General features: G+C 30.3%; 25 protein-coding genes and 1 pseudogene. 20 read left to right on the top strand and 6 right to left on the bottom strand.

The features are described 5' to 3' along the window. Positions 1-10: 10 nt before the first annotated feature. From A7L45_RS12675 to A7L45_RS12665, 4 genes are all read left to right on the top strand, one after another. Positions 11-3043 (top strand): P-loop NTPase fold protein, encoded by a 3033-nt coding sequence (locus tag A7L45_RS12675; protein ID WP_071613119.1) that lies wholly within the window; start codon positions 11-13, stop codon positions 3041-3043. After that, positions 3030-3140: a hypothetical protein gene (locus A7L45_RS24290; protein ID WP_420912640.1), complete on the top strand. Its 111-nt coding sequence runs from the start codon at positions 3030-3032 to the stop codon at positions 3138-3140. Before A7L45_RS12675 ends, A7L45_RS24290 begins: the two co-directional genes overlap by 14 nt. 668 nt (positions 3141-3808) lie before the next feature. Beyond that, positions 3809-4099, top strand: coding sequence for a GNAT family N-acetyltransferase (locus A7L45_RS24285; protein WP_084647455.1), 291 nt, complete (start codon positions 3809-3811; stop codon positions 4097-4099). Positions 4100-4123: 24 nt separating this feature from the next. After that, a complete protein-coding gene (locus A7L45_RS12665) occupies positions 4124-6385 on the top strand; it encodes a hypothetical protein (protein ID WP_071613117.1) in 2262 nt (753 codons plus the stop codon). Positions 6386-6819: 434 nt separating this feature from the next. Here A7L45_RS12665 and A7L45_RS12660 read toward each other — a convergent pair. Further along, a pseudogene (locus A7L45_RS12660) lies at positions 6820-7110 on the bottom strand (tyrosine-type recombinase/integrase); the annotation flags it as partial. Between A7L45_RS12660 and A7L45_RS23240 the strand changes: the two are divergent. From A7L45_RS23240 to A7L45_RS12650, 3 genes are all read left to right on the top strand, one after another. Next, positions 7104-7250, top strand: coding sequence for a hypothetical protein (locus A7L45_RS23240; protein ID WP_169829596.1), 147 nt, complete (start codon positions 7104-7106; stop codon positions 7248-7250). The pseudogene A7L45_RS12660 and the gene A7L45_RS23240 overlap by 7 nt on opposite strands. A 333-nt stretch (positions 7251-7583) precedes the next feature. Beyond that, the gene (locus tag A7L45_RS12655; protein ID WP_071613116.1) at positions 7584-9542 is read left to right on the top strand and encodes an ATP-dependent DNA helicase; all 1959 of its coding nucleotides are present in this window, start codon (positions 7584-7586) and stop codon (positions 9540-9542) included. Positions 9543-9770: 228 nt separating this feature from the next. Continuing rightward, positions 9771-10031, top strand: a complete 261-nt coding sequence (locus A7L45_RS12650) for a hypothetical protein (protein ID WP_071613115.1) — start codon at positions 9771-9773, stop codon at positions 10029-10031. 301 nt (positions 10032-10332) lie between these two features. Here A7L45_RS12650 and A7L45_RS24085 read toward each other — a convergent pair whose 3' ends face one another. Beyond that, positions 10333-10464: a hypothetical protein gene (locus A7L45_RS24085; protein WP_257786546.1), complete on the bottom strand. Its 132-nt coding sequence runs from the start codon at positions 10462-10464 to the stop codon at positions 10333-10335. 931 nt (positions 10465-11395) lie between these two features. Between A7L45_RS24085 and A7L45_RS12645 the strand changes: the two genes are divergently transcribed. Continuing rightward, positions 11396-12817, top strand: coding sequence for an amino acid permease (locus tag A7L45_RS12645; RefSeq protein WP_151553618.1), 1422 nt, complete (start codon positions 11396-11398; stop codon positions 12815-12817). Between the two features lie 631 nt (positions 12818-13448). Here A7L45_RS12645 and A7L45_RS12635 read toward each other — a convergent pair. Beyond that, on the bottom strand, positions 13449-13661 hold the full coding sequence (locus A7L45_RS12635) for a helix-turn-helix domain-containing protein (RefSeq protein ID WP_071613113.1): 213 nt from the start codon (positions 13659-13661) through the stop codon (positions 13449-13451). 363 nt (positions 13662-14024) lie between these two features. On the opposite strand from A7L45_RS12635, the gene A7L45_RS12630 reads away from it, so the two are divergent. The 7 genes from A7L45_RS12630 (at position 14025) to A7L45_RS12605 (ending at position 19077) form a co-directional block, all read left to right on the top strand. After that, positions 14025-15452 carry an alpha-amylase gene (locus A7L45_RS12630; protein ID WP_169829595.1) on the top strand — a complete coding sequence of 476 codons (1428 nt, stop codon included), beginning with the start codon at positions 14025-14027 and terminating at the stop codon, positions 15450-15452. 70 nt (positions 15453-15522) lie between these two features. Then, a complete protein-coding gene (locus A7L45_RS12625) occupies positions 15523-15792 on the top strand; it encodes a hypothetical protein (protein ID WP_071613112.1) in 270 nt (89 codons plus the stop codon). Next, positions 15786-16940, top strand: coding sequence for a glucose-1-phosphate adenylyltransferase (locus A7L45_RS12620; RefSeq protein WP_071613111.1), 1155 nt, complete (start codon positions 15786-15788; stop codon positions 16938-16940). Before A7L45_RS12625 ends, A7L45_RS12620 begins: the two co-directional genes overlap by 7 nt. 141 nt (positions 16941-17081) lie before the next feature. Beyond that, positions 17082-17231 (top strand): lmo0937 family membrane protein, encoded by a 150-nt coding sequence (locus A7L45_RS22875; RefSeq protein WP_207647733.1) that lies wholly within the window; start codon positions 17082-17084, stop codon positions 17229-17231. Between the two features lie 220 nt (positions 17232-17451). Continuing rightward, on the top strand, positions 17452-17739 hold the full coding sequence (locus A7L45_RS12615) for a sll1863 family stress response protein (protein WP_071613110.1): 288 nt from the start codon (positions 17452-17454) through the stop codon (positions 17737-17739). Between the two features lie 244 nt (positions 17740-17983). Beyond that, the gene (locus tag A7L45_RS12610) at positions 17984-18772 is read left to right on the top strand and encodes a PRC-barrel domain-containing protein (protein ID WP_071613109.1); all 789 of its coding nucleotides are present in this window, start codon (positions 17984-17986) and stop codon (positions 18770-18772) included. A 26-nt stretch (positions 18773-18798) separates the two neighbouring features. Then, positions 18799-19077, top strand: a complete 279-nt coding sequence (locus A7L45_RS12605) for a hotdog family protein (RefSeq protein WP_071613108.1) — start codon at positions 18799-18801, stop codon at positions 19075-19077. 602 nt (positions 19078-19679) lie between these two features. Here the strand turns inward: A7L45_RS12605 and A7L45_RS12600 are convergent. From A7L45_RS12600 to A7L45_RS12590, 3 genes are read right to left on the bottom strand one after another with little or no spacing between them, the layout of a single operon-like run. Next, entirely contained in the window at positions 19680-21320 is a 1641-nt protein-coding gene (locus A7L45_RS12600; RefSeq protein ID WP_207647732.1) for a methyl-accepting chemotaxis protein, read from the bottom strand. 5 nt (positions 21321-21325) lie between these two features. Continuing rightward, entirely contained in the window at positions 21326-21550 is a 225-nt protein-coding gene (locus A7L45_RS12595) for a hypothetical protein (protein ID WP_071613106.1), read from the bottom strand. After that, the gene (locus tag A7L45_RS12590) at positions 21541-21750 is read right to left on the bottom strand and encodes a hypothetical protein (RefSeq protein ID WP_071613105.1); all 210 of its coding nucleotides are present in this window, start codon (positions 21748-21750) and stop codon (positions 21541-21543) included. Before A7L45_RS12590 ends, A7L45_RS12595 begins: the two co-directional genes overlap by 10 nt. Positions 21751-22143: 393 nt before the next feature. Here A7L45_RS12590 and A7L45_RS12585 point away from each other — a divergent pair, with 393 nt between their 5' ends. The 5 genes from A7L45_RS12585 to A7L45_RS12565 all read left to right on the top strand — a co-directional run bounded on the left by A7L45_RS12585 (position 22144) and on the right by A7L45_RS12565 (position 26039). Continuing rightward, on the top strand, positions 22144-22992 hold the full coding sequence (locus A7L45_RS12585; protein WP_071613104.1) for a sialate O-acetylesterase: 849 nt from the start codon (positions 22144-22146) through the stop codon (positions 22990-22992). Positions 22993-23054: 62 nt separating this feature from the next. Continuing rightward, positions 23055-23594 (top strand): PadR family transcriptional regulator, encoded by a 540-nt coding sequence (locus A7L45_RS12580; RefSeq protein WP_071613103.1) that lies wholly within the window; start codon positions 23055-23057, stop codon positions 23592-23594. Between the two features lie 255 nt (positions 23595-23849). Beyond that, on the top strand, positions 23850-24383 hold the full coding sequence (locus A7L45_RS12575; protein WP_071613102.1) for a hotdog family protein: 534 nt from the start codon (positions 23850-23852) through the stop codon (positions 24381-24383). A gap of 79 nt (positions 24384-24462) precedes the next feature. Continuing rightward, positions 24463-25005 carry a GNAT family N-acetyltransferase gene (locus A7L45_RS12570; RefSeq protein WP_071613101.1) on the top strand — a complete coding sequence of 181 codons (543 nt, stop codon included), beginning with the start codon at positions 24463-24465 and terminating at the stop codon, positions 25003-25005. A 119-nt stretch (positions 25006-25124) separates the two neighbouring features. Continuing rightward, positions 25125-26039: a class I SAM-dependent methyltransferase gene (locus A7L45_RS12565; RefSeq protein WP_071613100.1), complete on the top strand. Its 915-nt coding sequence runs from the start codon at positions 25125-25127 to the stop codon at positions 26037-26039. Positions 26040-26101 lie beyond the last annotated feature (62 nt).

Below are 26101 nucleotides of genomic sequence, written 5' to 3'. Positions count from 1 at the left end.
TGGGGTAAAAGTGCTGGAAAATATAAACATACTAAATTTTTTTGAACAAATTATATTTCCTAATTGGTATAGTAGTAATAAAACACAAATACTATTAAAAGTTATTGCAATTCTTGTTATGATACATCTATACCTAATATGTCGCGATGTGATTTTAATACTTTTCAAAATTAAGAGGTTTAAAAGTTTAATCATATCAATGGCCGAAGGCATAATGAAAGGGATTATATATACTGGATTTGGAATATTCCTTAAAATGACAAACATTAAAATCATTGAAAATCCAAGTGCACCAATATATCTATATACTTTGCTTTCGGTAGTATTAACTTTATATTTTATAGCTAATATAGCTATGTATTTAAGATCTGTTGATAAAATAATATCTGAATTAACACAATACTTAATATATAATATAGGATTTTTATTATTGCTGTTAGGGTATGTTGGACGATTAGATACCTTTGAAGGTATTATAGGAGTGGCAATTATTAGTTTATTGACTGTTATAAAAAACAATCAAACTTATATATGTAAAGATATAAATAATGTATTTAATTATATAAAGCAGTGCCTTTTAAAAAAGATTATTAAAAATAAAGAAAAAATTCTAAGGATATATATAATACCACAAGTATGGAAGAGGAAGCTTGAGCTAATAGGAGCCAAAGATGTCTTGAGTTTTAACGAAGAAGAAGATATACCTATTACAAAGAAAGAGTATTTATACCCAATAAGAAGGCAACAGTTGAGTTATTTAATTGGAGAATTTAAAGAAAGAAATTTTGATGAACCATTTGCGATGGCTATTACTGGTAGATGGGGTAGTGGAAAAACATGTTTCTTAAATGCATTAAAAGATGAATTAAAAGAACAAGCGTATTTTGTATTTGTTGAACCTAAAATTGAAAATAGCATGGAGAAGATGCTAAGAAATATAAAAATTCAATTTAATAAAATCTTTATTGAAAATGGTATATATACCGGGAAAAGTAGTTCTTTAAAAAGTTACTTTGATACTATATTTTATATTTTGGGTAATCAAATTGGAAGAGACGGCTTTTCAGTCATCTCAAAAATGTTTCAATTGCCATCTGTTGGGTTAGATAGCTTTAATGAGGCAAAAGATAAAATAAATGGAGATATAAAAAGATTATTAAGACAAAATACTAATAAACGGATATACATATTAATTGATGATTTAGATAGGTCTGGAGAGCTTGAAATATTTGAAACATTTAAATTCATTAAAGAAATATTAGAACTAAATGGATGCACTATACTTTTTTTTGTAGATTATGAAAAAATAATTTCAGGGAAGATAACTAGAGAATATTTAGATAAATTTATTAATGATAGAACAATATTGGAAGATATTTCATACATAGATATGTACGAATATTATAACAAAAGGAATCAAATTATATTTAAAAGAGATTTTGTGGAATCTAGTGAATTTATAAAAGTAAGTGTAGAAACATTACGAAGAAGTTTTTATGTGTATATAAAAGATGTAATAGATATTGGATTGGAAAAAATTGAAAAAGCCGAAGGTGGGGATAATGAATCATGGATAATAGTCTATGATAAACTTTGTCTGCACTTGTCAAATCCTAGAAAGTTTAAAAAATTAATTAGAGAACTTAAAAGGGTGCTCAGAATTGTAAATAAGTTTTGGTTTTCTAGTCCTAATAGTACAACTAGTAATTTATCAAATGATGATTGTGTTTTTGTTGTATTTACAATAGCATTTATAAAAATTATATTTGAAGAAGAATATGAAAAACTGATATTTTTAAAAGAAATAAAAAATTATTTTGAGCGTAAGGACAAAAGTAAAGAGAATGAGTATGTCATTAAAATAATAAAAAATTGTATATATAATAGCCCTTATACAAAAGAAACAAAAACAGTATTATTTAATGGGATACTATATTATATGTTTTATGAAGATGTTATAGATAAGGTGAAGACAAATGTACAAAAAATTGAAGACTCATTAAAGGAAGATAGTGGAATTGAATTTGACTTTTTTCAAGAACATTTAGAAGGATATTTTCAATATTTGTTATCAATAAAGGAAGAAAAAGAATTTATCGAAAAATTTAAAAATATTATTAAGTACATTGAAAGCTTAGAAAATGAAGTAAAAATTTCTGATACAATGCAGTTAATAACATTTATCGAAAAGGTCTTTAGATATAATAATAGTTATTTTATAAAAAATCATGTTAAAGAAATTCAACCATTATTAAAAGTTCCTGAACAACATAAAAAAACGATTAATAAACAGTTTGAATACATGATAGATGGTGTACTATATCAAACAATTCATTATATAGTGGCATTTATTTCTATGCTAGATTTAAAACAACAGAATTATGGAGAAATCAAAATAAAGTTTGAAGATGTAACTACTGTGGAAAAACTATATGTAAAACTGTCTGATGAATATATGAAACATAGTCTTGAGAATATTAAAGGAAATGGAACAATAATAGATAATTGTAGAGAAATTTTAATAAAATTAAAAATAAAGATTCTTCAAAAAGAGGTTATTAAAGAATCTTTAAGTGATGTGGTTGATAAATATTTTTCAGCTATTGACAAAGCTCTAGATAATATTTCAGAAATAAATCAATTATCCTTAAGTGATGCGCTTACTTCAAGAATTAACTCAATAAATAATGAGTATGTTGAGTTCAAAAACTATGATGCTAGAGAAGTGATTACAGTATTAAATGGAATTAAAAATCACATAAAAGAAGATTATAAGTTAATAGATATTCTTCGTTATTATTTTAAATTATGTGTGGCAATTGAAGGGACAATTCAAACAATGAAATTAACAAAAAAAACGATAGAAGAGTTAGAAAGTGTATATAGAACCTTAGATGCCAAGTGTAAAGAAATAGATTTTAATGAAGAATGGTGGGGATATTTAAGAATTAGACTTTGTAAAATAAAATTATGTTTTATTCCTAGTAAAAAATGCACAAGAAAAAGAAATTTGGTAAAAAATATAAGCCATAAACGACTATAAAAAGGCAATTAGACTTGATAAACTGAATGCAAATTACTATTATGAAATCGGAATACTATATGTAATATACATCAATTTCAAAAATTACTATGAATAAGGAAGGTTTTTTGAAATTCAAAAAAACATTAAAGAGCGTGATATTTGCTTAAACAAATCAAAAGAATTATGTTCAGAAGGTGATTCCTTATGTAACATAATTTCAATTTTCTACAAAGTGGAAGATTCATTAATTTTGTGAAAGAAACATTTTGACGAAATTAAAAAAACAATACATCAGAGATTAGATTAAATACCTTAGTATAAAAAAATTCAGAAATATTGCCTGACATTAGTGACAGAGGTGGTTTAATTTAGAACTATAAGAGCATGGTACTTGGTGTGCCAACCGAATCTCTTTATAGAATTCAACTAAAAGTGGGCTGTTTTTCGCTTTATTTATTGGTTTGGCGGTAAAAATATAAACAATTTTATAAAATATGACATTGTCATGCGTAAATAATAACACTAAGAAAGACTAATTATAAACTTCTCATTATTCTTATAATGTCTATAATTGGACATGCTGTAGAGCTTCTAATTAGGCTAATAATGTGAAGCTAAGATGAAGATAGAAAAATATATAAATGTGAAAAAATTTAGAATATGATATGGTGAACCGTATCATAAGTAAATAAGGTTTTTACTGGAATTTACAAGTATATTATCGAATATAGAAAATAAGGGTATAATCGCATCTGATATTTGTAGTTATATCATTATTTTTGTATCCTTCCAGAATATCGAGGATATGGTTACGGAAAACAAGCATTACAATTAATAAAACAACTTTATACAAACAATTATAAATGGATGTTAACAACACTAGAATTATGCAAAAGGAATCAGCATTTGTATGAGAAGATGGGATATCGGGGGGAACTATCGTTAAGTTACCTTGTAAACCTAGTAGATAAAGAATTCTTAGTAGAAATAGAGGCTCTACTATACCACAACTACACCAATTTAGAAGAAGATTTGGATATGACATTGTACCTAATTAGATTTATAATAATCTAGTGAGGTATTTGGAGGAGGTAAATTATGAATAATTATTTTGGCCATGAAGAACAGGTTAAATATGTTGATGGATTATTAGCAAAGAGCCAGGAGTGGCAATGGATAATTGAGTACATTGAAGTAAATTTTACACTGGATGATGTAAGTAATTGGGAGGAATTTCAAACCCAATATCGAAATTTACGAGAGGTTTTGTTGCATTTCATTAAAATAGTAGAAGTATGCAGAACTATTCCCGAATTTGAAAATAAAGTTTGTATAGATTTATATATGCTTGCGAAGTATTTCAACGGAGTTATAGAACGAGACGAATGTAAATCTTGTATAGCAACAGAATTTGGACATGCTCTTTATTTTGTAATATGGCTTACAAAGCTAGAAAATCAGGATAATAAAACGCAATATGTTGTTGATTATAGATTATTACAACAGAAGAATTTTTGGAATTTAATTAATATGGACTCTTTCGAATTGTATAAAGAGGATATATATGCATTAGCATCAGATATTAAATTGCCTGGATTAGAAAATGCAAGGAAGTGTCTTAGTGATAATATTGAAAAGAAATATTATAAAGATACGGGGGAATTTGTAAAAAAACACAAAGAGATAATTTTATCTGGAAATGCTTTTAATTTTCATCATATGGAAAGGGAACATTTTATTACATGGCAAGAAGAATATGTGATGGATATGTTACAGATATCTATAAGACATGGAAAATTAGTACCAATTTTTTCAAATGGAATTACGACAACTCCAGATTTTACGTTATGGACAGAAGACGTGTTGCGTAAAATCCAAAATTATTTTAATTGTGAAGAGATAGATTTCATTATTGAAACAATATGTCTAATTCAGTTTCGTAAAGTGCCAAGCAACAATACAATTATTCAACATTGTAAATTACTTGGCGGTATTATTAAGAATGCTGACAAATCATTTGAAATCGTAAATTCTTCTTCTTTTGAGATTATATCATTTCTATTTAAAGAAAGAATGATGGCGAATGTTGCAAAAAAAGAAGAATATATAGAGTTTTTAAAATTGCTTCACTATATAACTGAACCTGAAATATTAGATAAGATTATAAATGCAGGTATTCCGTTAAGCAAGGAACAGAAGGCATTGGTTCGAAGTTTTTATCAAGAACAATATAAAAAGATAGATACAATCACGAACATTTCAGAATTGTCACAGTTCTTAGGCGTTGAAGAGATTCCTAAACAAATAGATAACGAATACTATTTACTAACAGTCAAAGCATTTGAAAAGTATATAAATTCTTGTAAAGATATTAAAGTAGCAGATTTATTTTACCATTTTATGAAATTCTTAATTAATGTAAATTCTACAAATCAAAATGTTGACAAGAAACTAATTAAGCAACATATGATTTTTACTCAACAATTATGGGAGCAAAAGTACTATAAAGAGCAATGTAGTAGTTTGCAAACATTTGAGTATACCACTTCAGTACCGACAAAAGAAGTTGTATTATATAATGAACAGGTTATAAGAAATCCAATTTTTGCAGCAAAAAGTTGCATTTGTGCTGATAAAGAATCGATATGCAAGATTATGGAGGATGTATCTGAGAATGCAATTATGTATATGTTTTCTTCAATTTCACTGACATCTGTATATCCAATGAAAATGAATGAAGTAAACTGTGATAAACATGATATTGATATTATGCTAAGAAACATAATAGATGATATAAATGATACTATGAGTTATAAATTCTTAAATAATATGAAAATAGATATATATTTATCAGCGGTTCATAAAAGATATAAGGAGAATGCTTATGCAATGGCATCACTATTTACAAAAGAAGAACAAGTATACAGGTTTATTTCGGAAAATGCGAAATACGAAATTATTCCGTATGAGTGTAATCTTAAATTAGCACATTTAACTCAGTTGTTTCCTATTTTGGAAATGAAAATACGCGAATTAGGTGCCATTACAAGTATTGTACCATTCAAAGAAAGCTTAACTGATTTTATGAAATATAAAGACCCAAGCTCAGTGTTAAGAGAATTATTGCAGGAAATATATTCTGATTTGAATGGCTTTGATAATGTTCCAGATTTATTATTTATATATAACTTTATGTATAATGGTAACTCACTAAATATACGAAATGAATGTATGCACGGAAGAGATTACTTATCAGGTGGCGGTTTGAAATTTGCTTTTAAAATGACATTGCTTGCTATTTATATGGTTATTTTCAGAATTAAAATTATTGAAGAAAACACAGAATGTAATGATATTTGAAATCTATTTTTGATACAACATATATGATTTTATTTTTCCGTGAATTGATTTTATTTTGAAATGATAAGTACGGAAGCGAAAATTCTGTTTGATATATAGTAGATTTTTTCTATAAGTAACTTTAAAAGTGACAGTCAAAATTTTAATTTTAGTACTGCAATATTCACACCTTGTAAATGTTAATAATGTTATTAAGAATATATCTAATATAAATATTAATATTAATTTATCGTTACTTATGGGTGCTATCTCAATTCAACAAGGAATAAAATAATACCATTAGTCTATAATTAACTAGAACATAAGAAAAAGATGGTAAAACCGCACTTATTACCGATACGGAGAACCGTATCATAGGTAATGTAGGATTTTTGATTATAGTTGAACTTCACATTATTCTTATAACTGGAATAATCTCGTGGTTGGAAATAAAGCTAATTAAACATCATAGCTAATGGATTTGAGTTTACTGCAGATTGTAATTGATGCTCATCGATATGGGTATATATTTCAGTTGTAGGAATACTTTCATGTCCAAGTATTTGTTGTAGGGATCTGATATCTACTCTACCATATTTATACATAAGAGTAACTGCCGTGTGGTGAAGTTTGTGGGTTGATATGGATTTTGGGTTAAGTCCAGAAGAGATAACATAATTCTTTACAATATTTTGAACTGCGCTTGTAGTGATGAGGTCATTATTTCTAGATATAAATAATGCATTATTCTAGAGATAATGGTGTTAGCAAATATTGTGTTGGTGTTGATTGTTCAGGACTTATTACAATTTGCTGGGGTGTTGCAAAAAGATTGTATACTAAAACTATTACTGAAATTGCATCAGCTTTTGATTCAATGGATTAACTTCTACCTGGAAGTTTTTTTTTTATGTGATTTTATCTGATTGTGTATTCAATGCACATTTCTATTATCGCAGAGTATTAGTAGTAAGTACTCTATTTCTTGTTTATGAAATCCTAGGAAATTGACTAGATTTTGTGTAATATAAATTAAATTATTAAAAGATGTAATTTTTTTTTACATTGTTAATGTTATAATACTTATTGAAAAAGTTTAGAATGTAAGGGTGGTTATGTTTAGTGTATAAAGAAAAACTATGCGCATGTACATAACTGAAAGTAAATTTTCACATAATATTTTCTATGGTATTAAATAGGTTAACAGGAGGATAAAATTTTGTATAAGAAAATAGGGACTACCTTTGATTATAAAACAAAAAAAGAGTTTCCAAGTAAGTTGATGGATTGGATTGGCGATGTTTTTTACGATATTCTTCCGGAACACGGATATGAGATACGTGATGAACAAATATATACTGCGTTTCAGCTTGCCGATGCAGTTTGTAATAAAAAAGTTCATCTGGCTGAGGCTGAGGTCGGTACCGGAAAGACCTTCGCCTACTTACTCACTGCAATTGCCTACGCTGGTTTTATCGGAAAGCCTGTAGTAATTGCATGCGCCTCAACAGCACTTCAGGAACAGCTGGCAGGGCCAAAGGGAGATATTCAAACACTTTCTCGAATACTGGGATTAGAAATAGATGCGCCAATGGCAAAGGATCCTCGTCAGTATGTTTGTGATGAGAGAGTTAGTGGAATGGGGGGAGTGTTTGGCGATGCAACAGCCTCTGATGAGATTAATCAATGGTTAGCCAGGACTACAAAAGGTGAACGCTCAGAAATGCCCCACATATCTGATAGTGTATGGAGACAGATTGGATGGGATGAGACTATGCCATGTGATGCCTGTACCAGAAGAGGCTTTTGTAAGCTTGTTAAGGTAAGGAAACATTACAGAGCTTCCAAGGATTTAATTATCGCTGATCATAGTATCTTTTTTCAGGACCTGTGGACAAGGGATGAAAGAATTGCAGACGGTAAAATGCCTATCCTTCCAGATTACTCGCTGGTGATTTTTGATGAAGGCCATAAAGTCATACTGCCGGCAGCTATGGGTGCTGGAAGACAAATTCACAAAGAGGATATTGATAATATTATCCTTTCGATAGAGGAAATCCAGGGAGCAAGAACTTCAATGGTTGTAAGTGTAATTGCCTTGGGCCAGGCCACTTCTAACTTTTTCGAAAAACTTAATCAAAACGTAATAGATGATGAGCAATCAGAGCGTCTGGCGGTTCGTATCGATGATATACTTCTGAAAGCAGCTGATACTTTTCATAAGGCACTAGATCGGTTGCTCTTAGAGATACAAATTGAGGAAGAGCTATACATAAATGAGTTACCGGAAAGCACGTTACATACCTTTGAAATTCAAATAGAACTATCAATTACAGCCTTAGCTAGGTTTGGTAGGAATAAAGGGAGAGAGGTTATTATTTGGATAGATAGGGCAGACGGCAGCTTTTGGGTAGTTCCTCGGAATTTGAGCAATATGCTAAATAAACATTTATTTTTGAAAAAATTGCCTGTGGTGTTTACTTCAGGAACTTTAAGTGATGAGGGCGATTTTGGTTACCTTATGAGGACTCTGGGTTTAAAAAATCCGACAATATCAACGGTTGGAAGTCCCTTTAATATTGAGGAACAGGTGGTGGTTTATTTACAGCCACCATCCTTTGAGGATACTGACAGTGCCAAGTTTTCACGTAAAATCAAACAATTACTATGTTTGCTGAAAGAAAATGGAGGAAGAGCGCTGATACTTGTTAACTCTTTGAAGGAAGTTAGGAAAATAAGAAAAGAAATTAGTGGTTATGAGCTACCGTTTGAAGTTTTATGGGAGGATAAAGGTGAGCGAGGATATCTTGTCCAAAAGTTTCGTGCGGAAGTTACATCTGTATTAGTAGGTTCTACATTTTGGGAGGGAATTGATGTGCCCGGGGAGTCTTTATCTCTCGTTGTAGTTTGGCAGCTTCCCTTTCCTTCACTAGACCCTTTGATTGAAATGAGGCGCAAAGATGCAGAAGAAGAGGGGATGAATCCACTTATAACCGTTGATTACCCTGAGATGGGATTGAAGTTAAAACAAGGTTGTGGCAGATTAATTAGAACAAAGGATGACCGTGGAGCAATAGCTGTCATGGATCAAGTAATAGGAACCCCATGGGAAAAAGTTGTTATGAGAGCTCTACCTAGAGGAGTGAAAATCAAAACTTTGGAACATAGGGAGATTTGAAATACCATACTTAAAGAAACTTTTTAATATATAAGTGATAGTAAGGTATATCTCTATGATTGCCTCAATTACAATTCGTGATTATATTTTTAAGAAATAAGCCAATGGCATTAAAAGTGTCATTGGTTTATGTTATAATTTTTTTTGAGTTAAGGCTGTTATTTAGAAGCATAGTATATACTTGATTTGAAGAGAAATAGATATTAAAAAAAGAAGGAGAGCGAAAAAATGGAACAGTTTTTTAAAGCAATAGATGAAAAGATAAGAAAGTCAGGATATCCTGGAGAAGTCAGTGGCGAAGAAATCTACGCTGAAATAAGTGATGAGGCCGAGGATCAAGAAGAAGGAAGTTATTTATTCATGAAGAAGCAAAATGATGATATCATGTTCGAATACAGAGTGGATATTTTAAAGGACAATATTAATTTAGCAACCCTCACGATACATACACCAGAGAGAAAGTACTTTATTGATTTTGATGCTGAATAGATAAACTGCATTATCCACTAATATGATAAGGTTACATAAAAAATATCCTGATAAATCATTTTTCATTATAGATAGCTGAAGAAAACGAATAAATTATTAAGACAGTGTAAAGATGAAAAAAACTGAACATATTTAAAGATTGTTTTACTTCGCATTCTTCATATATATCATCACAAGTACACCCCTATCATTAGATATGGGGGTGCTTTATTAGGCACGGATTGATATTTTGAATATAACCCATTATAAATTAAATATAAATGTTAAAGGATTTTAATAGCTTATAAAGACCCTATAATTCTTATATATAATCGACATCTAGTGCCATCCAGGCTAGCATCAATTTATCATATTCATGACAAGCATAGTCTGATATCCTTTTGTCTTCTACTTCAATTAGCTTTAACGGTAGAAATATATCTTGATTAATCACAATATATCTTTGTCTTGTTCCTTCATCGATAATATCTCAAGCTGTTATATCCACGTGTGGAACTATTTTAATAGCCATATCAATAATTTTAGAAGATAAAAAATTAATTTTCTTTTCATTTTCTATGCACCTTTAAAAATAAGAGGCAAGCCTTAACCCCTTACATCAGATGATATTTTTTTAGTGAAATATAACATTTTATTATATTTAAGTGCATCAGCTTAAGCTTCTACAGTTTTTAATGTGGGACTTTGGATACCTCTTTCTAACTCGCTAATATCTCTTTGTGATAAAATTGCTAATCTCTTTTGAGTTATACATTTGAATTTTCGCACTTCATTTAGTTTAAATTTAAATTTCTATATAGCACACACCTCTATGATTATACAAAATACGATAAGAATTATTAAAATATTTGTCGGTTTTTAGCGTAAACAATAGCTAATAACGTTATTTAGTCATGCTATAATTATAATAGCGATTTCACTGTTAATGAATATTCGTATTCAGTATGGTGCATTATTTAATGTTTTTAAATAAAATATATATGGAAGTAGATGAGTACAAACAAATGGGAACTAAAATACAAACGAGCTTATAAATACATTTAAAAGCATTGTAACCAATAAGACTATAATAACTCAAGATCAAGCAAACAAAGTTAAAGCTATAATAAGCAAGTAGGAAATTGCAAAGAAAACGGCTTCGAAAGTAGAGGAACTATGACTAACCAAGAATGTAAAATACATAGGATATCAACAAGAATATTATTAAGTAGTTTTGTAAAAACTAAAGAAACTATGGTAAGGCAGCTGAAATAAATACAATTTAAAGATGATTATAGTATTGAGTGATTTTCACTGGAAGTTATTTTAATATTTAAATGAGGTATTGTAAAACAGTGTGGACTTATCTTAAAGAGGAGAAAAAAATGAAGAAAATATGGAAGAAAATGTGGAAAAAAAAGTCCTTAAAAATGGAGCTGCATGCCGCCGCAAAGACAGACTTAAAAAAGAATCTTACATCAACTGACCTTGCAGCACTTGGAATAGGCGCAGTTCTTGGTACAGGTATTTTTGTATCAACTGGTGTTGGAGCTCATATGGCAGGGCCCGCAGTTGTTTTATCATTTATTGTTGCTGCAATAACAAGTGGACTTTGTGCCCTTACCTATGCAGAACTCGCTACAATGTTTCCAGTAGCAGGTAGTACTTATACATACTCCTACATTGCTTTTGGTGAGATTATAGCCTGGATTATAGGATGGGATCTAATGCTTGAATATTTAGTCTCCTCCGCCGCAGTTGCCTCCGGTTGGTCAGGAACCTTTGTAGGGCTGTTAAGCTCTGCTGGACTTGATTTACCTAAAGCACTATCTGTTGGACCATCGGCCGGTGGGATTATTGATTTACCAGCCGTTTTCATAGTGGGCCTTGTAACATGGATATTATTTATTGGCATAAAAGAAAGTGCTAAGCTAAATAACGTCATAGTCTTAATTAAAATCGGTGTAATTATTTTATTTATAGTACTTGGTGTATTTCATATTAGTGTTGCTCACTATAAACCATTTTCTCCTTTTGGATGGAAAGGTGTAATGGCAGGTGCTTCAATAATGTTCTTTGCATATATTGGTTTTGATGCGGTATCAACAGCAGCTGAAGAAACTATAAATCCAAAGAGAGATGTACCTCGTGGACTTGCTATTTGCCTAGGAGTTGTAATTGTGCTTTACGTTGCAGTTGCAGTTGTTATAACAGGCATGGTTCCCTTTAAAGAAATTAGTCAGAATAATGCTATTCCAGATGCATTGAAACGTTTTGGTATTAACTGGGGAGCTGCTCTAGTTGGAACAGGTGCAGTTATAGGAATGATTTCAACATTACTTGTAATGCTTTATGGACAGATAAGGGTGTTTATGGTTATGTCAAGAGATGGACTACTTCCAAAGGTATTTTCAAAAGTTCACCCAGTTCACAAAACACCTACACTTTGCACAATAATTACAGGTAGTATAGCTGCTATTATGGCAGGACTTTTGCCCCTAGAGGAGATAATAAAACTATGTAACATAGGTACATTATTTGCCTTCATTCTTGTATCTATTGGCGTTATAGTATTAAGAAAAACTATGCCAGATGCTGAGCGAAAGTTTAGATGTCCTTGGGTACCTTTTATACCTATCCTAACTATAGTTGCTTGCGTTTATTTAATGACAGCATTACCTCTAGAAACATGGATTAGATTTATAATTTGGTTATTACTTGGGCTAGCAATTTACTTTATATATGGTAGGCATCATAGTATACTCCAACATAGCAAACCAAGACAATATAGTGGTACAAAGGTTTAAAAAAATAGAACAAGATACTTAAGCATAATTGCTTAGCTGAATGCTTAACAATGTAGATAACCCAATGTTTTAGTATTATTCAAAAAAAAATACGTATTCAAACATTGTAAGCATGATATATATATGATAATTGAAGGAGCATACGCTTTCTAAAATTGACCAGATTTTTCTTTAAAACCATTGCATAATTATTGACTTATTAATTTACGGGAAAGTAAGATTTTATCATTGATCATGAGACATTGGAAATTCGCTATTTAGTTATTGCTACAATGAACTGGTGGCCGGGAAAAAAAATCTAATTTCACCGAAATGGATAGAGCATGTTAGTTGGAATGAATCTAAAGTACTTGTCAACCTTCTTCGTGAGACAATCAAGCAGTCGCCGGAATATACTGAGGAGTCTCTGATAACACGAGACTATGAAAGCAAGCTGTATCAACATTATGATCAACAGGGATACTGGATTGATGAATAGAATTTCAAGAAACATTCCCACTACTTAAATTTTAGTGAAAGGAGAAAGGATATAAAATTTAATATTTAGATAGAGTAATAAGAGTATATATAAATTTTTATATATACTCTTATTACTCTATTTTAATTATTTGTAGTGTTGAACCTAATCATATTAATGCTTTTTGTCTTCTACTTCTAATAAATCGGATGGGTGTGTTTTAAGTGCATGAGCTAAATTTTCTACCGTTTTTAATGTGGGGCTTTGGGTACCTCTTTCTAACTCACTAATATGGCTTTGGGATATTTCTGATAAGTATGCTAATCTCTTTTGACTAATACATTTAAATTTTCTTATTTCATTTAGTCTAAATTTAAATTTATACATAATAATCATCTCCTTGATTTCATAAGATACGACAAAATGCAATAAGCTGTGCTGAATAAGTGTCGAATATTGTCGCAAAAGATAGTTAATAGCGTTATTTAGTAATGTTATAATTATAGCATGCAATTTACATATTATCTATGTAAATTATATGCACGCCCAGTGGATTTATATGGGTTATAAGGTAATATAGGATATACTACATGTAATATTTACGACAATGGAAACAAAGCTTAATAGGGTGGTTCAAAGAGATGAGATATTACAAATATTGATCAGTAAGAAAATATAGGCACTATCACTGTTACAGGTAAGTTAATAATTACATTTATTTAAAAGATAATAAAAGGAGTGATAACATATATGAATAAAACTATAATGCAATTTTTTGAATGGAATCTACCATCTGATGGAGGACACTGGAATTTTTTAAAGAATCAAAGTAAAGCTTTAAGTGAGGCGGGTATAAATACACTTTGGTTACCACCAGCATATAAAGGTGCAGGTGGTAGTAACGATACTGGTTATGCTGTTTACGACTTATATGATCTTGGTGAATTTGACCAAAAGGGAAGCGTGCGAACTAAACACGGTACAAAAGATGAATATATAGATGCAATAGAAGAGGCTCATAAAAATGGCATTGAAATATTAGCAGATATAGTTCTTAACCATAAGGGTGGAGCAGATGGTACTGAATGGGTAAAAGTAGTTAAAGTTGATCCAGAAGATAGAAACAAGAAGATATCTGATGAATATGACATTAAAGCATGGACTAAATTTACATTCGCTGGAAGGAATAATAAATACTCTGACTTTAAATGGGATTGGAAGCATTTTGATGGGGTAGATTGGGATGGAAATAAGAAAGAAAGTGCTATATTTCAATTTACTGGGCTTGGTAAGAGTTGGGACGAGGGAGTGGATGATGAAAATGGGAACTATGATTATCTTATGCTTACAGATATAGATGTTAGTTCACCTGTAGTTTATGATGAACTTTTAAAATGGGCATTATGGTATATAGAAATTGCGAAAATTGATGGACTTAGATTGGATGCAGTAAAACATATGGATTTTGAATTTTATAAAAGATTTATAAATGATATAAAAAACATTGCAAAAAAAGAACTTTTTACAGTAGGTGAATATTGGAGCACTGAGCTTGATGTTTTAAAAAAATATATTGAAGATACTGACCACACATTTAATATATTTGATATTCCACTTCACTATAAGTTTGTAAAAGCTGTAAATGAAAAGGAAAACTATGATTTAAGAGATTTGATGTCTAATACATTAATAAGTTGCTACCCAGAAAATTCAGTTACTTTTGTAGACAACCATGACACCCAACCTGGACAGTCACTTGAATCTTGGGTAGACAATTCATTTAAGTTGCAGGCTTATACTTTCATTTTAACAAGACAAGAAGGTATCCCTTGTATTTTCTTTGGAGATTATTATGGAATGCCAACTAATGATATAGCACCGCTAAAAGATCAATTAGATAAATTATTAAAAGCCAGGAAAGAGTTTGCTTATGGGAATCAGCATGATTATTTTGATGATGCTCATATTGTGGGTTGGACAAGAGAAAGTGGACTAGCTGCTCTAATTTCTAATGCAAATGATGGTGGTTCTAAGAAGATGTTTGTTGGAGAAAAGCTTTCAGGTAAGGTTTTTGTAGATGTAACTGGTAACATTTCCGGAGAAATTGAAATAGATGCAGATGGTAATGGTGATTTCACTGTTAACGAGAATTCGTACTCAGTATGGTGTATCAACTAAAAGATCTTGGTTTCTTAATACAATATACATTGTAATTAAATTGTATATTAGGGTAGGTGAGCATAAAAAAATGGGAACTAAAATACAAAAAGGGTTGGAGAAACATTTTGGAAACCTTGTAACTGGTAATACTATAACTCAAGATCAAGCAAATAAAATTAAATCTATCATACACAGATCTGAAGCTGCAAAAAAAGTGGACTTTGAAAATTCTGAAATTATGAATGATTATAAATATAAAACATATTTGGATAGCAACAGTAGTAATTATACAAATTCTTTAAGAATCCTTGTAGCTAAAGGGGAATATAACTCAAAAAGGAGATTATTAGCATGTTAAAGAAAGAAATGATAGCTATGATACTGGCAGGGGGTCAAGGATCAAGATTAAAACAATTAACTAAATTGACAGCAAAACCTGCAGTACCTTTTGGAGGGAAGTATAGAATTATAGATTTTTCTTTAAGTAATTGTTCTAATTCTGATATTGACACAGTAGGGGTTCTCACTCAATACCAACCATTGGCACTGAACTCTCATATAGGAATAGGGGCTCCTTGGGATTTAGATAGGAGAAATGGAGGTGTAAGTCTTCTTCCGCCTTATCAAAGTGAAGATGGTGGGAATTGGTATAAGGGAACAGCTGATGCTATATTCCAAAATACAAATTATATTGATAGTTTTGACCCAGAATATGTTCTTATTTTATCAGGAGATCATATTTATAAAATGGACTATTCAAAGATGCTAGATTACCATAAGGAAAAAGGTGCAGATGTTACTATATCGGTAATAGAAGTTCCGCATGATCAATGTAGTAGATTTGGAATAATGAATACTAGTGAAGATGATAGCATTTATGAGTTTGAAGAAAAACCAGAACAACCAAAAAGTAATTTAGCTTCTATGGGGGTTTATATTTTTAGTTGGTCGGCACTTAGACAACTATTAAAAGAGGATAGCCAGGATGAAATATCAAGTCATGACTTTGGAAAAAATATAATAACAAAGATGCTAAACAATGAACAGAAGTTGTTTGCATATCATTTCAAAGGATATTGGAGAGATGTTGGTACTATTGAAAGTTTTTGGTCGGCTAATATGGATTTATTATCTGATGATAATGAACTCAATATAAATGACGATAAATGGAGAATATATACAGTGAATCCAATGCTTCCACCGCAATATATAGGACCTGATGCAATTATAAATAATGCAATGCTTAATGAGGGATGTACAGTACTTGGTGAAGTAAATAATTGTGTTCTTTTTCAAGATGTACATGTTGGAAAAGGATCTAAGATATCTAATTCAGTTATTTTGCCTAATACTAAAATAGGAAATAATGTGGTTATAGATAAAGCGATTATAGGAAGCGATGTTGTTATAAGACGTAACTCATATATTGGCAATGGTCGAGATATTATTGTTATAGAAAAGGGCCGTGAAATTAAAGCGGATTTAAAGGTAGTAAGTAAATTGTAAAATTAATATAGATAAGATAAAGTTTCTTAAAGGAGTGTGAATTATATGCTACATTAATTGGTGGTGTGGTTGTATTACTTATAATACTTAGGGCATTCTATATAATATTTTATTAATTAACAAATGAAGGAGGTGATTTATATGTCATTTTTACGATGGATTATAGGAGTATTGATAATAGTATGGTTATTGGGATTTGTTCTTCAGATTGGTGGAGGTCTGATACACATAATTATTGTTATAGCTGTTATACTATTTGTTTTTGACTTCATTGGTGTAAGAAAATTATAGCAAGAATTTAATAAATAGTAAATTAAATCTTATCTAATACAGGAACATAGAAGTTAAATTTGGTTTCTTTATCAAAGAAAGTATGCATTTCATCCTTATAATTCTAATTTTGAATGGCTACTTTTATGTGATAATATCGTAAAAAATCCAGAAATCGTGCAGTTTACAAAATGGAAGATGCACTTATTAATAATAGTTAGACGAGGAGGATATATCAAAGATGGAAAAACGAGATATGTATTTAGAAAAAATTAATGCTCAGATAGACCAGTACAATGCCAAGCTAGCGGTAATGCGTGGCAAATCTAAAGAGGTTCATGCTGATATGAAATTGGAATATCTTAACCAAGTGGAGAAGCTTGAGAGTAAGAGGGATGATTTGAAGGAAAAATATGAACAACTTAGAAAATCTAGTGAAAGTTCTTGGAAAGATATAAAAGAAGGAACTGAAAATGCTTGGAATGATCTTAAGGAATCTTTTGACAAAGTAACAATGCATTTTAAATAATGATTGTGGTTTTATTATAAATAACATTTTGTAGTCTTGAAACAAAATATAAATATTCTATAATTTAAGGATAAAAAGGAGTGTGAATTATATGCTAGCAATAATTGGCGGCGTGGTTGTTATAATTGTAATACTTAAAATATTTGGCATTATTTAGTAAAATTAAAAGTAATTCATAAAAACTACATTTAAATATAATACAGAATCTTTTCATAAAAGACTGAAAGAAGAAAGGAGAATTATTATGTTAAACAAGGTCAAAACACTAAAAGGCTACAAGTTGCAATGTATCGATGGAGAAATAGGTAAGGTCAAAGAATTTTATTTTGATGACCAAAACTGGACAATTCGATATTTGATTGCTGACACAGGAAACTGGTTAGTTGGCAGACAGGTGTTAATATCACCGTATGCGTTGGACGGCGTAAATAAACAAGACCAATATATAGTCATTAATTTGACCAAAAATCAGATTGAAAATAGTCCTTCTTTGGCCAGTGACAAACCCATATCACGACAATATGAAGAAGAGTACAATACATATTATGAATGGCCCGTATATTGGGGTGACCCAAACATGGGGGTAACGGGTGGGCTTTCTCCTTCCATTTTGTGTGGTCAAAATCAAGAAAAATTGATGGAACCAACTCAAGGCAATAAAGATTGGGATACCCATTTACGTAGCACTTATGAGGTAAGTGGCTACACCATTCAAGCTACAGACGGCGAAATTGGACACGTTGAAGATTTTATCATTGATCATGAGACATTGGAAATTCGCTATTTAGTTATTGCTACAATGAACTGGTGGCCGGGGAAAAAGATTCTGGTTTCTCCGAAATGGATAGAGCGTATTAGTTGGAAAGAATCTAAAGTATTTGTCAACCTTCTTCGTGAGACAATCAAGCTGTCACCGGAATATACTGAGGAGTCTCTGATAACACGAGACTATGAAAGCAAACTGCATCGACATTATAATCAACAGGGATACTGGATTGATAAAGAGAATTTCAAGAAACATTCCCCACTTTAATATGAATTTTGTATAGATGAGTTTGGATGAGCCTGGTCATATACAGGCTCTTTGGATATATAGAAAAGGAAATTGCGGAAACATTAACTGTATATTTAATGATGAATGTAACTGTTAAAGAACCTGTTCAAACAGAAACGATTCAAGAGAAAGAGACTCTATGGCATAATTTTTCAAAAGAAGAAATTGCGGATTTTAGTCATCTAACAGGAGATACAAATTCTATTCATCTTTCTGATAATCCTGTTGTACAAGAGCTATTTATTTTAAAACAACTTTGTAACACAACTAAAACAAATAAATAGAGGTGAAATATATTTATCCTGTTTATGGTGATAAACCAATTTATTTAAAACAAGAAGAAAATCTTATTAAGGGTTTTAGTAATGGGATATTATGCTTTAAAGCAACCATATTTTAAAATATTCAATGTAATATAAATAATTTTATCTTTAGCCCCAAACAAGCTAAATTGAATCAATATGATAAAAGTTTAATAACTAATAAAGTTTCTGAAATTATTAAAAATTCTTCGAGATTGAACAGCGTGGTCCATGGAATTCAAATAAAAACAGCAATATTTCTTTCAAACTTGACCAGTTTATTTTTTGATAGTCCCTAAGTATAACAAAAAAGACCCTATAAAATAGAGTCAGTTAATTTATTTGAGACAAGTAGGTCTCTTTTTTTAACTGTCTACCTTATAGGGTCCATTTTATTTTTCGTTATATTATATGCTTTTTCTCTTTAATGCAATACCAATAAATTGAAGGAGCATTCACTATAAAACTTTATTATATTAAAATTATTTACTCTCTAATTTTAGAAATCAGACTGAGTACTTTTAGGAGCTCTTTGCTTCTATTTATAAGTTTTAGTCATTTGTTCAGCTTGTGGAAGTTTTTCTTTATACAATAAATTCTTTAATACTTTTTTGAAGCAACATAGAACATTCAGTTAATTTTATCATTTCATTAGCTAGATTATTTACAATTGTCAATTGTTCTTGATTTGATGCATCTATCTCTTCTGTTCCGGCAGCGGTTTCTTCGGAGATAGCAGCAATATTACTTATACTGTCCCCAGTATCTATAACGCTTTTATTTAATATCGTAGATACATTTACAATATTCTTAATGCTGGTTGCTATACCTTCTACCGTTTTAGTAATTTCTTTAAAAGATTCTATTGTTGATAATAATGCACTGTCCTGATTTTTAACAACTGCCTCATCTTTTTTCATTTCTGATACGGCAGTTTGTACTCCTATTTGTACATCCTTTACCATACCATCTATTTTAGTTACAGAACTTGAAGTCTGCTCAGCTAGCTTTCTAATTTCATCGGCTACTACTGAGAATCCTTTACCGGCTTCACCTGCACGTGCTGCCTCTATTGCTGCATTTAAAGCAAGTAAGTTTGTTTGTGTTGATATAGACGCTATAAACTGTAGTATATCTTCAATTTCCTTAGATTTGTTCGAAAGATCAATAACTGCATCAACTACATTTTTCTTAACAAACTTACTTTCTTCCATCTGTGATTGTTGATTCATAACGGATTTGCTACCAATTTCTAAACAGATTTTTGATGTGTCTACTAACTTTTCAACGTCATAAATATCACTAACAACTTTATCTAGTCCATCAACAATACTTACTGTTTTATAGTTGCCATCAGATGCCAGGGTAGCTTGTTCTACAGCTCCCTTAGCAAGTTCAGAAATAGCAAATGCTATTTGACTTGCTATATTCTGCACAGTCTGGGACATATCAACTACTTCCTTTGAAGTTAGTAATGCTTGATTACTGGTTTCCTTAGCATTTATAATTAATTTTTTAGTATTCTCTATCATAGCATTAAAGGCACTTGAAAGTTGTCCAACTTCATCATTGGATTTAATATCGCTTTTCACAGTTAAATCACCTGTTTCTGCCGTCTTAAACAAATATGTTAACCTTTTTATTGGTGTAGAAATACGAGAGCTTACATACAAAGCTACAAAAATTGATAAAATCAATCCTATTAAAGAAATAACTAAAATAAAAATAGTTAAGCTATTTATGTCTTTTAAAACTTCCTTTGAATCTACAGACACTAATAATGTATCTCCATTTACTAATTTAGAAAATCCAATAAATTTAGACTTACCTCCAACCGTTGTCTTGTAAACGCCGGTTTTATTACTATCTACATAAGAAGCAAACCCCTTTAATTCACCTTTATTAACAGTTTTCAAGTTATCTGTTGGCTTAAAGGTAGGATGTACTAAAAAATCAGAATTAGAATTAAGAAGTGAAGCATACCCTGTGTTATACACCGTTTGTGCATTAACGATATTCTTAAAAGTGTCAAATTTAATATCCATTCCAGCTACGCCAACCATGATGCCATTAGAAAATATTGGAACGGAATACGAAATCATATAAATTTTTGTTGTTGGATCGGAATAAGGTTCTGTCCAAAATCCTTTCTTTAGTTCAATTGGCTTATAATACCAATCATTACCTTTTTTATTTGCTTCCATATCAGAAATCTTGTTACTCAAATTATTTACATTTTAAATCCTTTACCATCTGGGTCTAATAGAAATGGTCCTAAAACAAACCCATTTCTTGAGTATTCATTTAGAAAGGTAACATAACAATCTACATTAATTTTACCTGATTGTGCAAATTTAGTTACCAAAGGCACAATTTTATTTGTATACTCAGCCCCATATTTAGGATTATTCTTTAATTGGTTAACATCTACATCATTACCTATTGTTATAGACAAATCTTCAATTTTTGTTTGAAAATATTAATAGTATTATTCAATTTTTCACTTAATTTACTTGATGTTTCTATTAAATTACTCTCAGTACTTGTGGTTATAATTGTTTTGCTTTTTGTAATTCCGGCAGCCCCTATTAATATGGATACTAACAACACCGAAAATATAATTGCTAAGGATATTTTTTGAGAAATCTTTTTCATGTGGTGCCTCCTTGTCTTTTGTTTTATATTTATAATATCGTTCAAATCAACTTATAATTTAGCAATTTAAAATTAAATCTATTATTAACTACTCAGATTTATGCTTATACAGAAATGCGAGGCTTAACTACATCCTACTGATCTACTCTTCTCCTATGCAAAAGAAGCTAGGATAGTAAGCATTAGCTCACCATCGTCTAAAATATATATTGGCTTTACCTTCTGAAAAAATATTATTGACAATTAGTCTAATTAGACTATACTATACATATGTCATTAGTCTAATTAGACTATGTCTGTATTGGGTAAAAAATTAAATAAGTAACTACTTAATATTTATTGAGAACTGGAAACGTTTCTTCATAAATATTGAATAAAGAAAGGATGAGAAAAATGGTTAAATCGTTTTTAATGTTAGGACAGTCGAATATGGCTGGACGAGGGTTTATTCATGAAGTAACCCCGATTTATAATGAAAGAATACAAATGTTGCGTAATGGTAGATGGCAAATGATGACTGAACCCATCAACTATGACCGCCCTGTTTCAGGAATAAGTCTGGCTGGTTCATTTGCAGATGCATGGTGCCTGCAAAATCAAGAAGATACTATTGGGTTAATTCCTTGTGCTGAAGGTGGAAGCACTCTGGATGAATGGGCTGTAGATAAAGTACTTTTTAGACATGCAATAACTGAAGCTAAATTTGCTATGAAAAGTAGTGACTTAACAGGAATTCTATGGCATCAAGGAGAAACTGATAGTATGAATGGTAACTACAAAGTCTATTACAAAAAATTACTTTTAATTATTGAAGCTCTTAGAAAAGAGTTGAATGCTCCAGATATTCCTCTCATTATTGGTGGTTTAGGAGATTTTTTAGGCAAAAAAGGATTTGGAAAAGGCTGTATTGAATATAACTTTATTAATCAAGAGTTGCAGAAATTTACTGTTGAACAAGATAATTGTTACTTTGTCACAGCATCAGGTTTAACATCTAATACTGATGGTATTCATATTGATGCAATTTCTCAAAGAAAATTTGGGATGCGTTATTTTGAAGCCTTTTCTAATAAACAGCATGTTATGAAGCCATTGATTAATGAAAATGAGTTGATAAATATTAATAATGCTAGAACACATACAAAAGCAGAAAAAATATATATAAAAAGTATGGATTTTGCGTTAGGGAAAATATCGTATGATGAATTTGAATCTCAGTATATACAAATCAACAATGTTTAAACTTTATAATTGCGGAATAACTATTAGCACAATTTTGATGAAAATATAAAGAAGGTGTTTTTTTGATACCATTATTAATTTTAGGTTTATTAAAACAAAGCCCAGGTTCCTACGGATACGAATTATTAGCCTTAATGGAAGATCGACACTATAAATATATAGTGAATTTCACTAAAGGGTCATTCTATTATAATCTTCAACAATTAGAAGAAAAACAATATATTAAAAGAATTGACCAATTAGACAATACTAGAGAGACGCATAATTATATTATCACTGAACTAGGGGATAAAGAATTTGAAAAATTGATGTATAAGTATGGCTCTAAGACAGATTATATAAACTTATCTTTTTATGCAGCAATGCTATTTGCTAATGAATATAATAGCAAGGAGTTAACAAAACTAATAGAAATACAAATAGAACAAACTAAAAAGAAAATTTTTTTATTAGAACAATCTCTTGAACTTTACGAAAATATACCTACTTATTTTAAAAAAATGTTGGAAAATTCACTTTCTCATCATTTAGTAAATGTTCAATGGTTTGAAGGACTGTTAGAAGATATAAGAAATAAAAGCAAACAAAATGCTAAACATTAAAATTAATTTTGGGGTAGATACTTAGAGCTACATTTTTTACATATTAATGTTTGTGAAATTATAAGAGTTTACTACATTGGGATGGTTGTTGTAACTATAATACTCATTTTAGTTTTAGTATTATATAGATACAAAAATAGAAAAATAGGTGTTGACATTGAAATTTAGAAGTTCATTATTAATTATGATAATAAATTTACAGGGGCTGATGTGGCAAGTTTAAAACAAATTTAGTTAAATGGGGATGGAATAATAATGATAGATTTATTTAGAGCGTTTTCTACAACTGAAGATTTTTTTTATGAAGGTGCATTTATTGCTAAAGTAAAATATCAGCGTTTCAAATCAAAATTAGATGAAGAAACTTATAGAAGTGAGGTTCTGAAAAGCAATGAAAAACTTTGTATAGCAAGCTGTAGCGGATATATTGAAAATGAAATTGCGGAAACATTAACTGTATATTTAATGATGAATGTAACTGTTAAAGAACCTGTTCAAACAGAAACGATTCAAGAGAAAGAGACCCTATGGCATAATTTTTCAAAAGAAGAAATTGCAGATTTTAGCCATCTAACAGGAGATACAAATTCTATTCATCTTACTGAGAATCCTGTTGTACAAGGGCTATTTATTTTAAAAGAACTTTGTAACACAACTAAAGCAAATAAAATAGAAGTAAAATATATTTATCCTGTTTATGGTGATAAATCAGTTTTTTTAAAACAAGAAGGAAATCTTATCAAGGGTTTTAGTAATGGGATATTATGCTTTAAAGCAACCATATTTTAAAATACTCAATGTAATATAAATAATATTTATCTTTATATATAGCAAATTTATTAAAAGCTTTTTAAAGGGGGAAAAAGGGATGGATTTTATTAAGGGGAAGAAAAAAGACCTATCAGGCATTCTTGATATAATTTCTAACTGTATAAAATATATGGAGAGTCAAAGCATATATCAGTGGAATGAATTTTATCCAAATTCGGATATTATTGAAAATGATATTAAGAGTGAGCATTGTTACGTCTTAAAGGATGATGGCAAGTATATAGCATATGTTGCAATAAATGAAGAACAATCTCCAGAATACAGTCAAATAAACTGGTCTACTGATGGAATAAAGGTATTAGTTATTCATAGATTGTCTGTTCATCCGGAATCTCAGGGAAAGGGTATTGCAAAAAAAATGTTAAAGTTTATTGAAGATGTAGCTGCTAAAAATAACTATTCATGTATTAGATTAGATGCTTATAGTGGAAATGAAACAGCACTTAAATTATATGAGGATTTTGGTTATAAAAAAGTGGGTCAGGTATATTTTCCTTGGAGAGACATTCCTTTCTATTGTTATGAGAAAAATATAAACAGTTTTTGTTATGCTATTGAATTACAAAAGTTGTCGCTATAAATATGGCTATTTTGTAAACTTTTATATTTTTAACCTCTATTATACCACAAAACAAGGGAATTTTCAAGCCTTGTACTGTTGATAATGAAGTGGTATTAATTATTAGAGGTGATAATTTTATGGAGCAAAAAAGCATGACCGCATTGATAAGCGCATTTTCAAGGGCGTATCATTCACTGCAAAATACAGATAAAGTATTTGATGATTATTTGGCAAAAGACATTTTAACTGAGAATGAATACGAACAAATTTCAAGTAATATGTCAAAAGGAATCAATTTTTTCAATCCATCATTTGATGGTACGCAGAAAGAAGCATTACAATGGGTTGTAGATAATCAGTTATCTCCAACGCCACTTGGTAGATCAGCATTTGCGGAAAAAGCACTTGAAAATGCTGTGCGAAGTGGTGCAAAACAATATGTAATTTTCGCTGCCGGTTATGATACATTTGCATATCGTCAGCCTGATTGGGCATCAACCATTCAAATTTTTGAACTTGACCATCCGGCCACTGGTTCTGATAAACAAAAGCGTATTCAATCACTATTATCAGAAAAACCTGCTAATCTGCACTACGTATCAGCTGATTTTACAGAAAACAACTGGGAAATCAATTTAATTTCCTGCCTTGAATTTGATCAAAGTAAAATCAGCTTTTGCAGTTTGCTTGGGATAAGCTACTATTTGACTAAGAAGACTTTTGCTGAAACACTCAACACTATTTCATGCATTGTGCCAAAAGGTAGTGTTATTATTTTTGATTATCCAGATGAGGATTCATATACCACGAAAGCAGGAGAAAGTACGAAAAAACAAGTGGCACTGGCAGGTGGGGCTAATGAGAAAATGCTTGCAAGCTATTCCTATTCAGAGCTTAAAAATTTATTAGCTGATAGTAATTTTTTGATTTATGAGCATTTGACACCAAATGAAATAACAGAGCAGTATTTCAAAAAATATAATAAATTAAATCCAGATCATCCTATAACAGCATTTGATAATGTAAATTATTGTTTGGCAGTGAAAAACTAAAATAAGAATAATCTAATAATAGCTAAGCGTAAATGGAAGTAAAAATGAGTAGCACCTGAGAA

Source organism: Clostridium estertheticum subsp. estertheticum, assembly GCF_001877035.1.
GTDB lineage: Bacteria > Bacillota > Clostridia > Clostridiales > Clostridiaceae > Clostridium_AD > Clostridium_AD estertheticum.
Note: the sequence above shows the minus strand (reverse complement) of the source record. Positions and strands in the feature narration are given on the sequence as shown.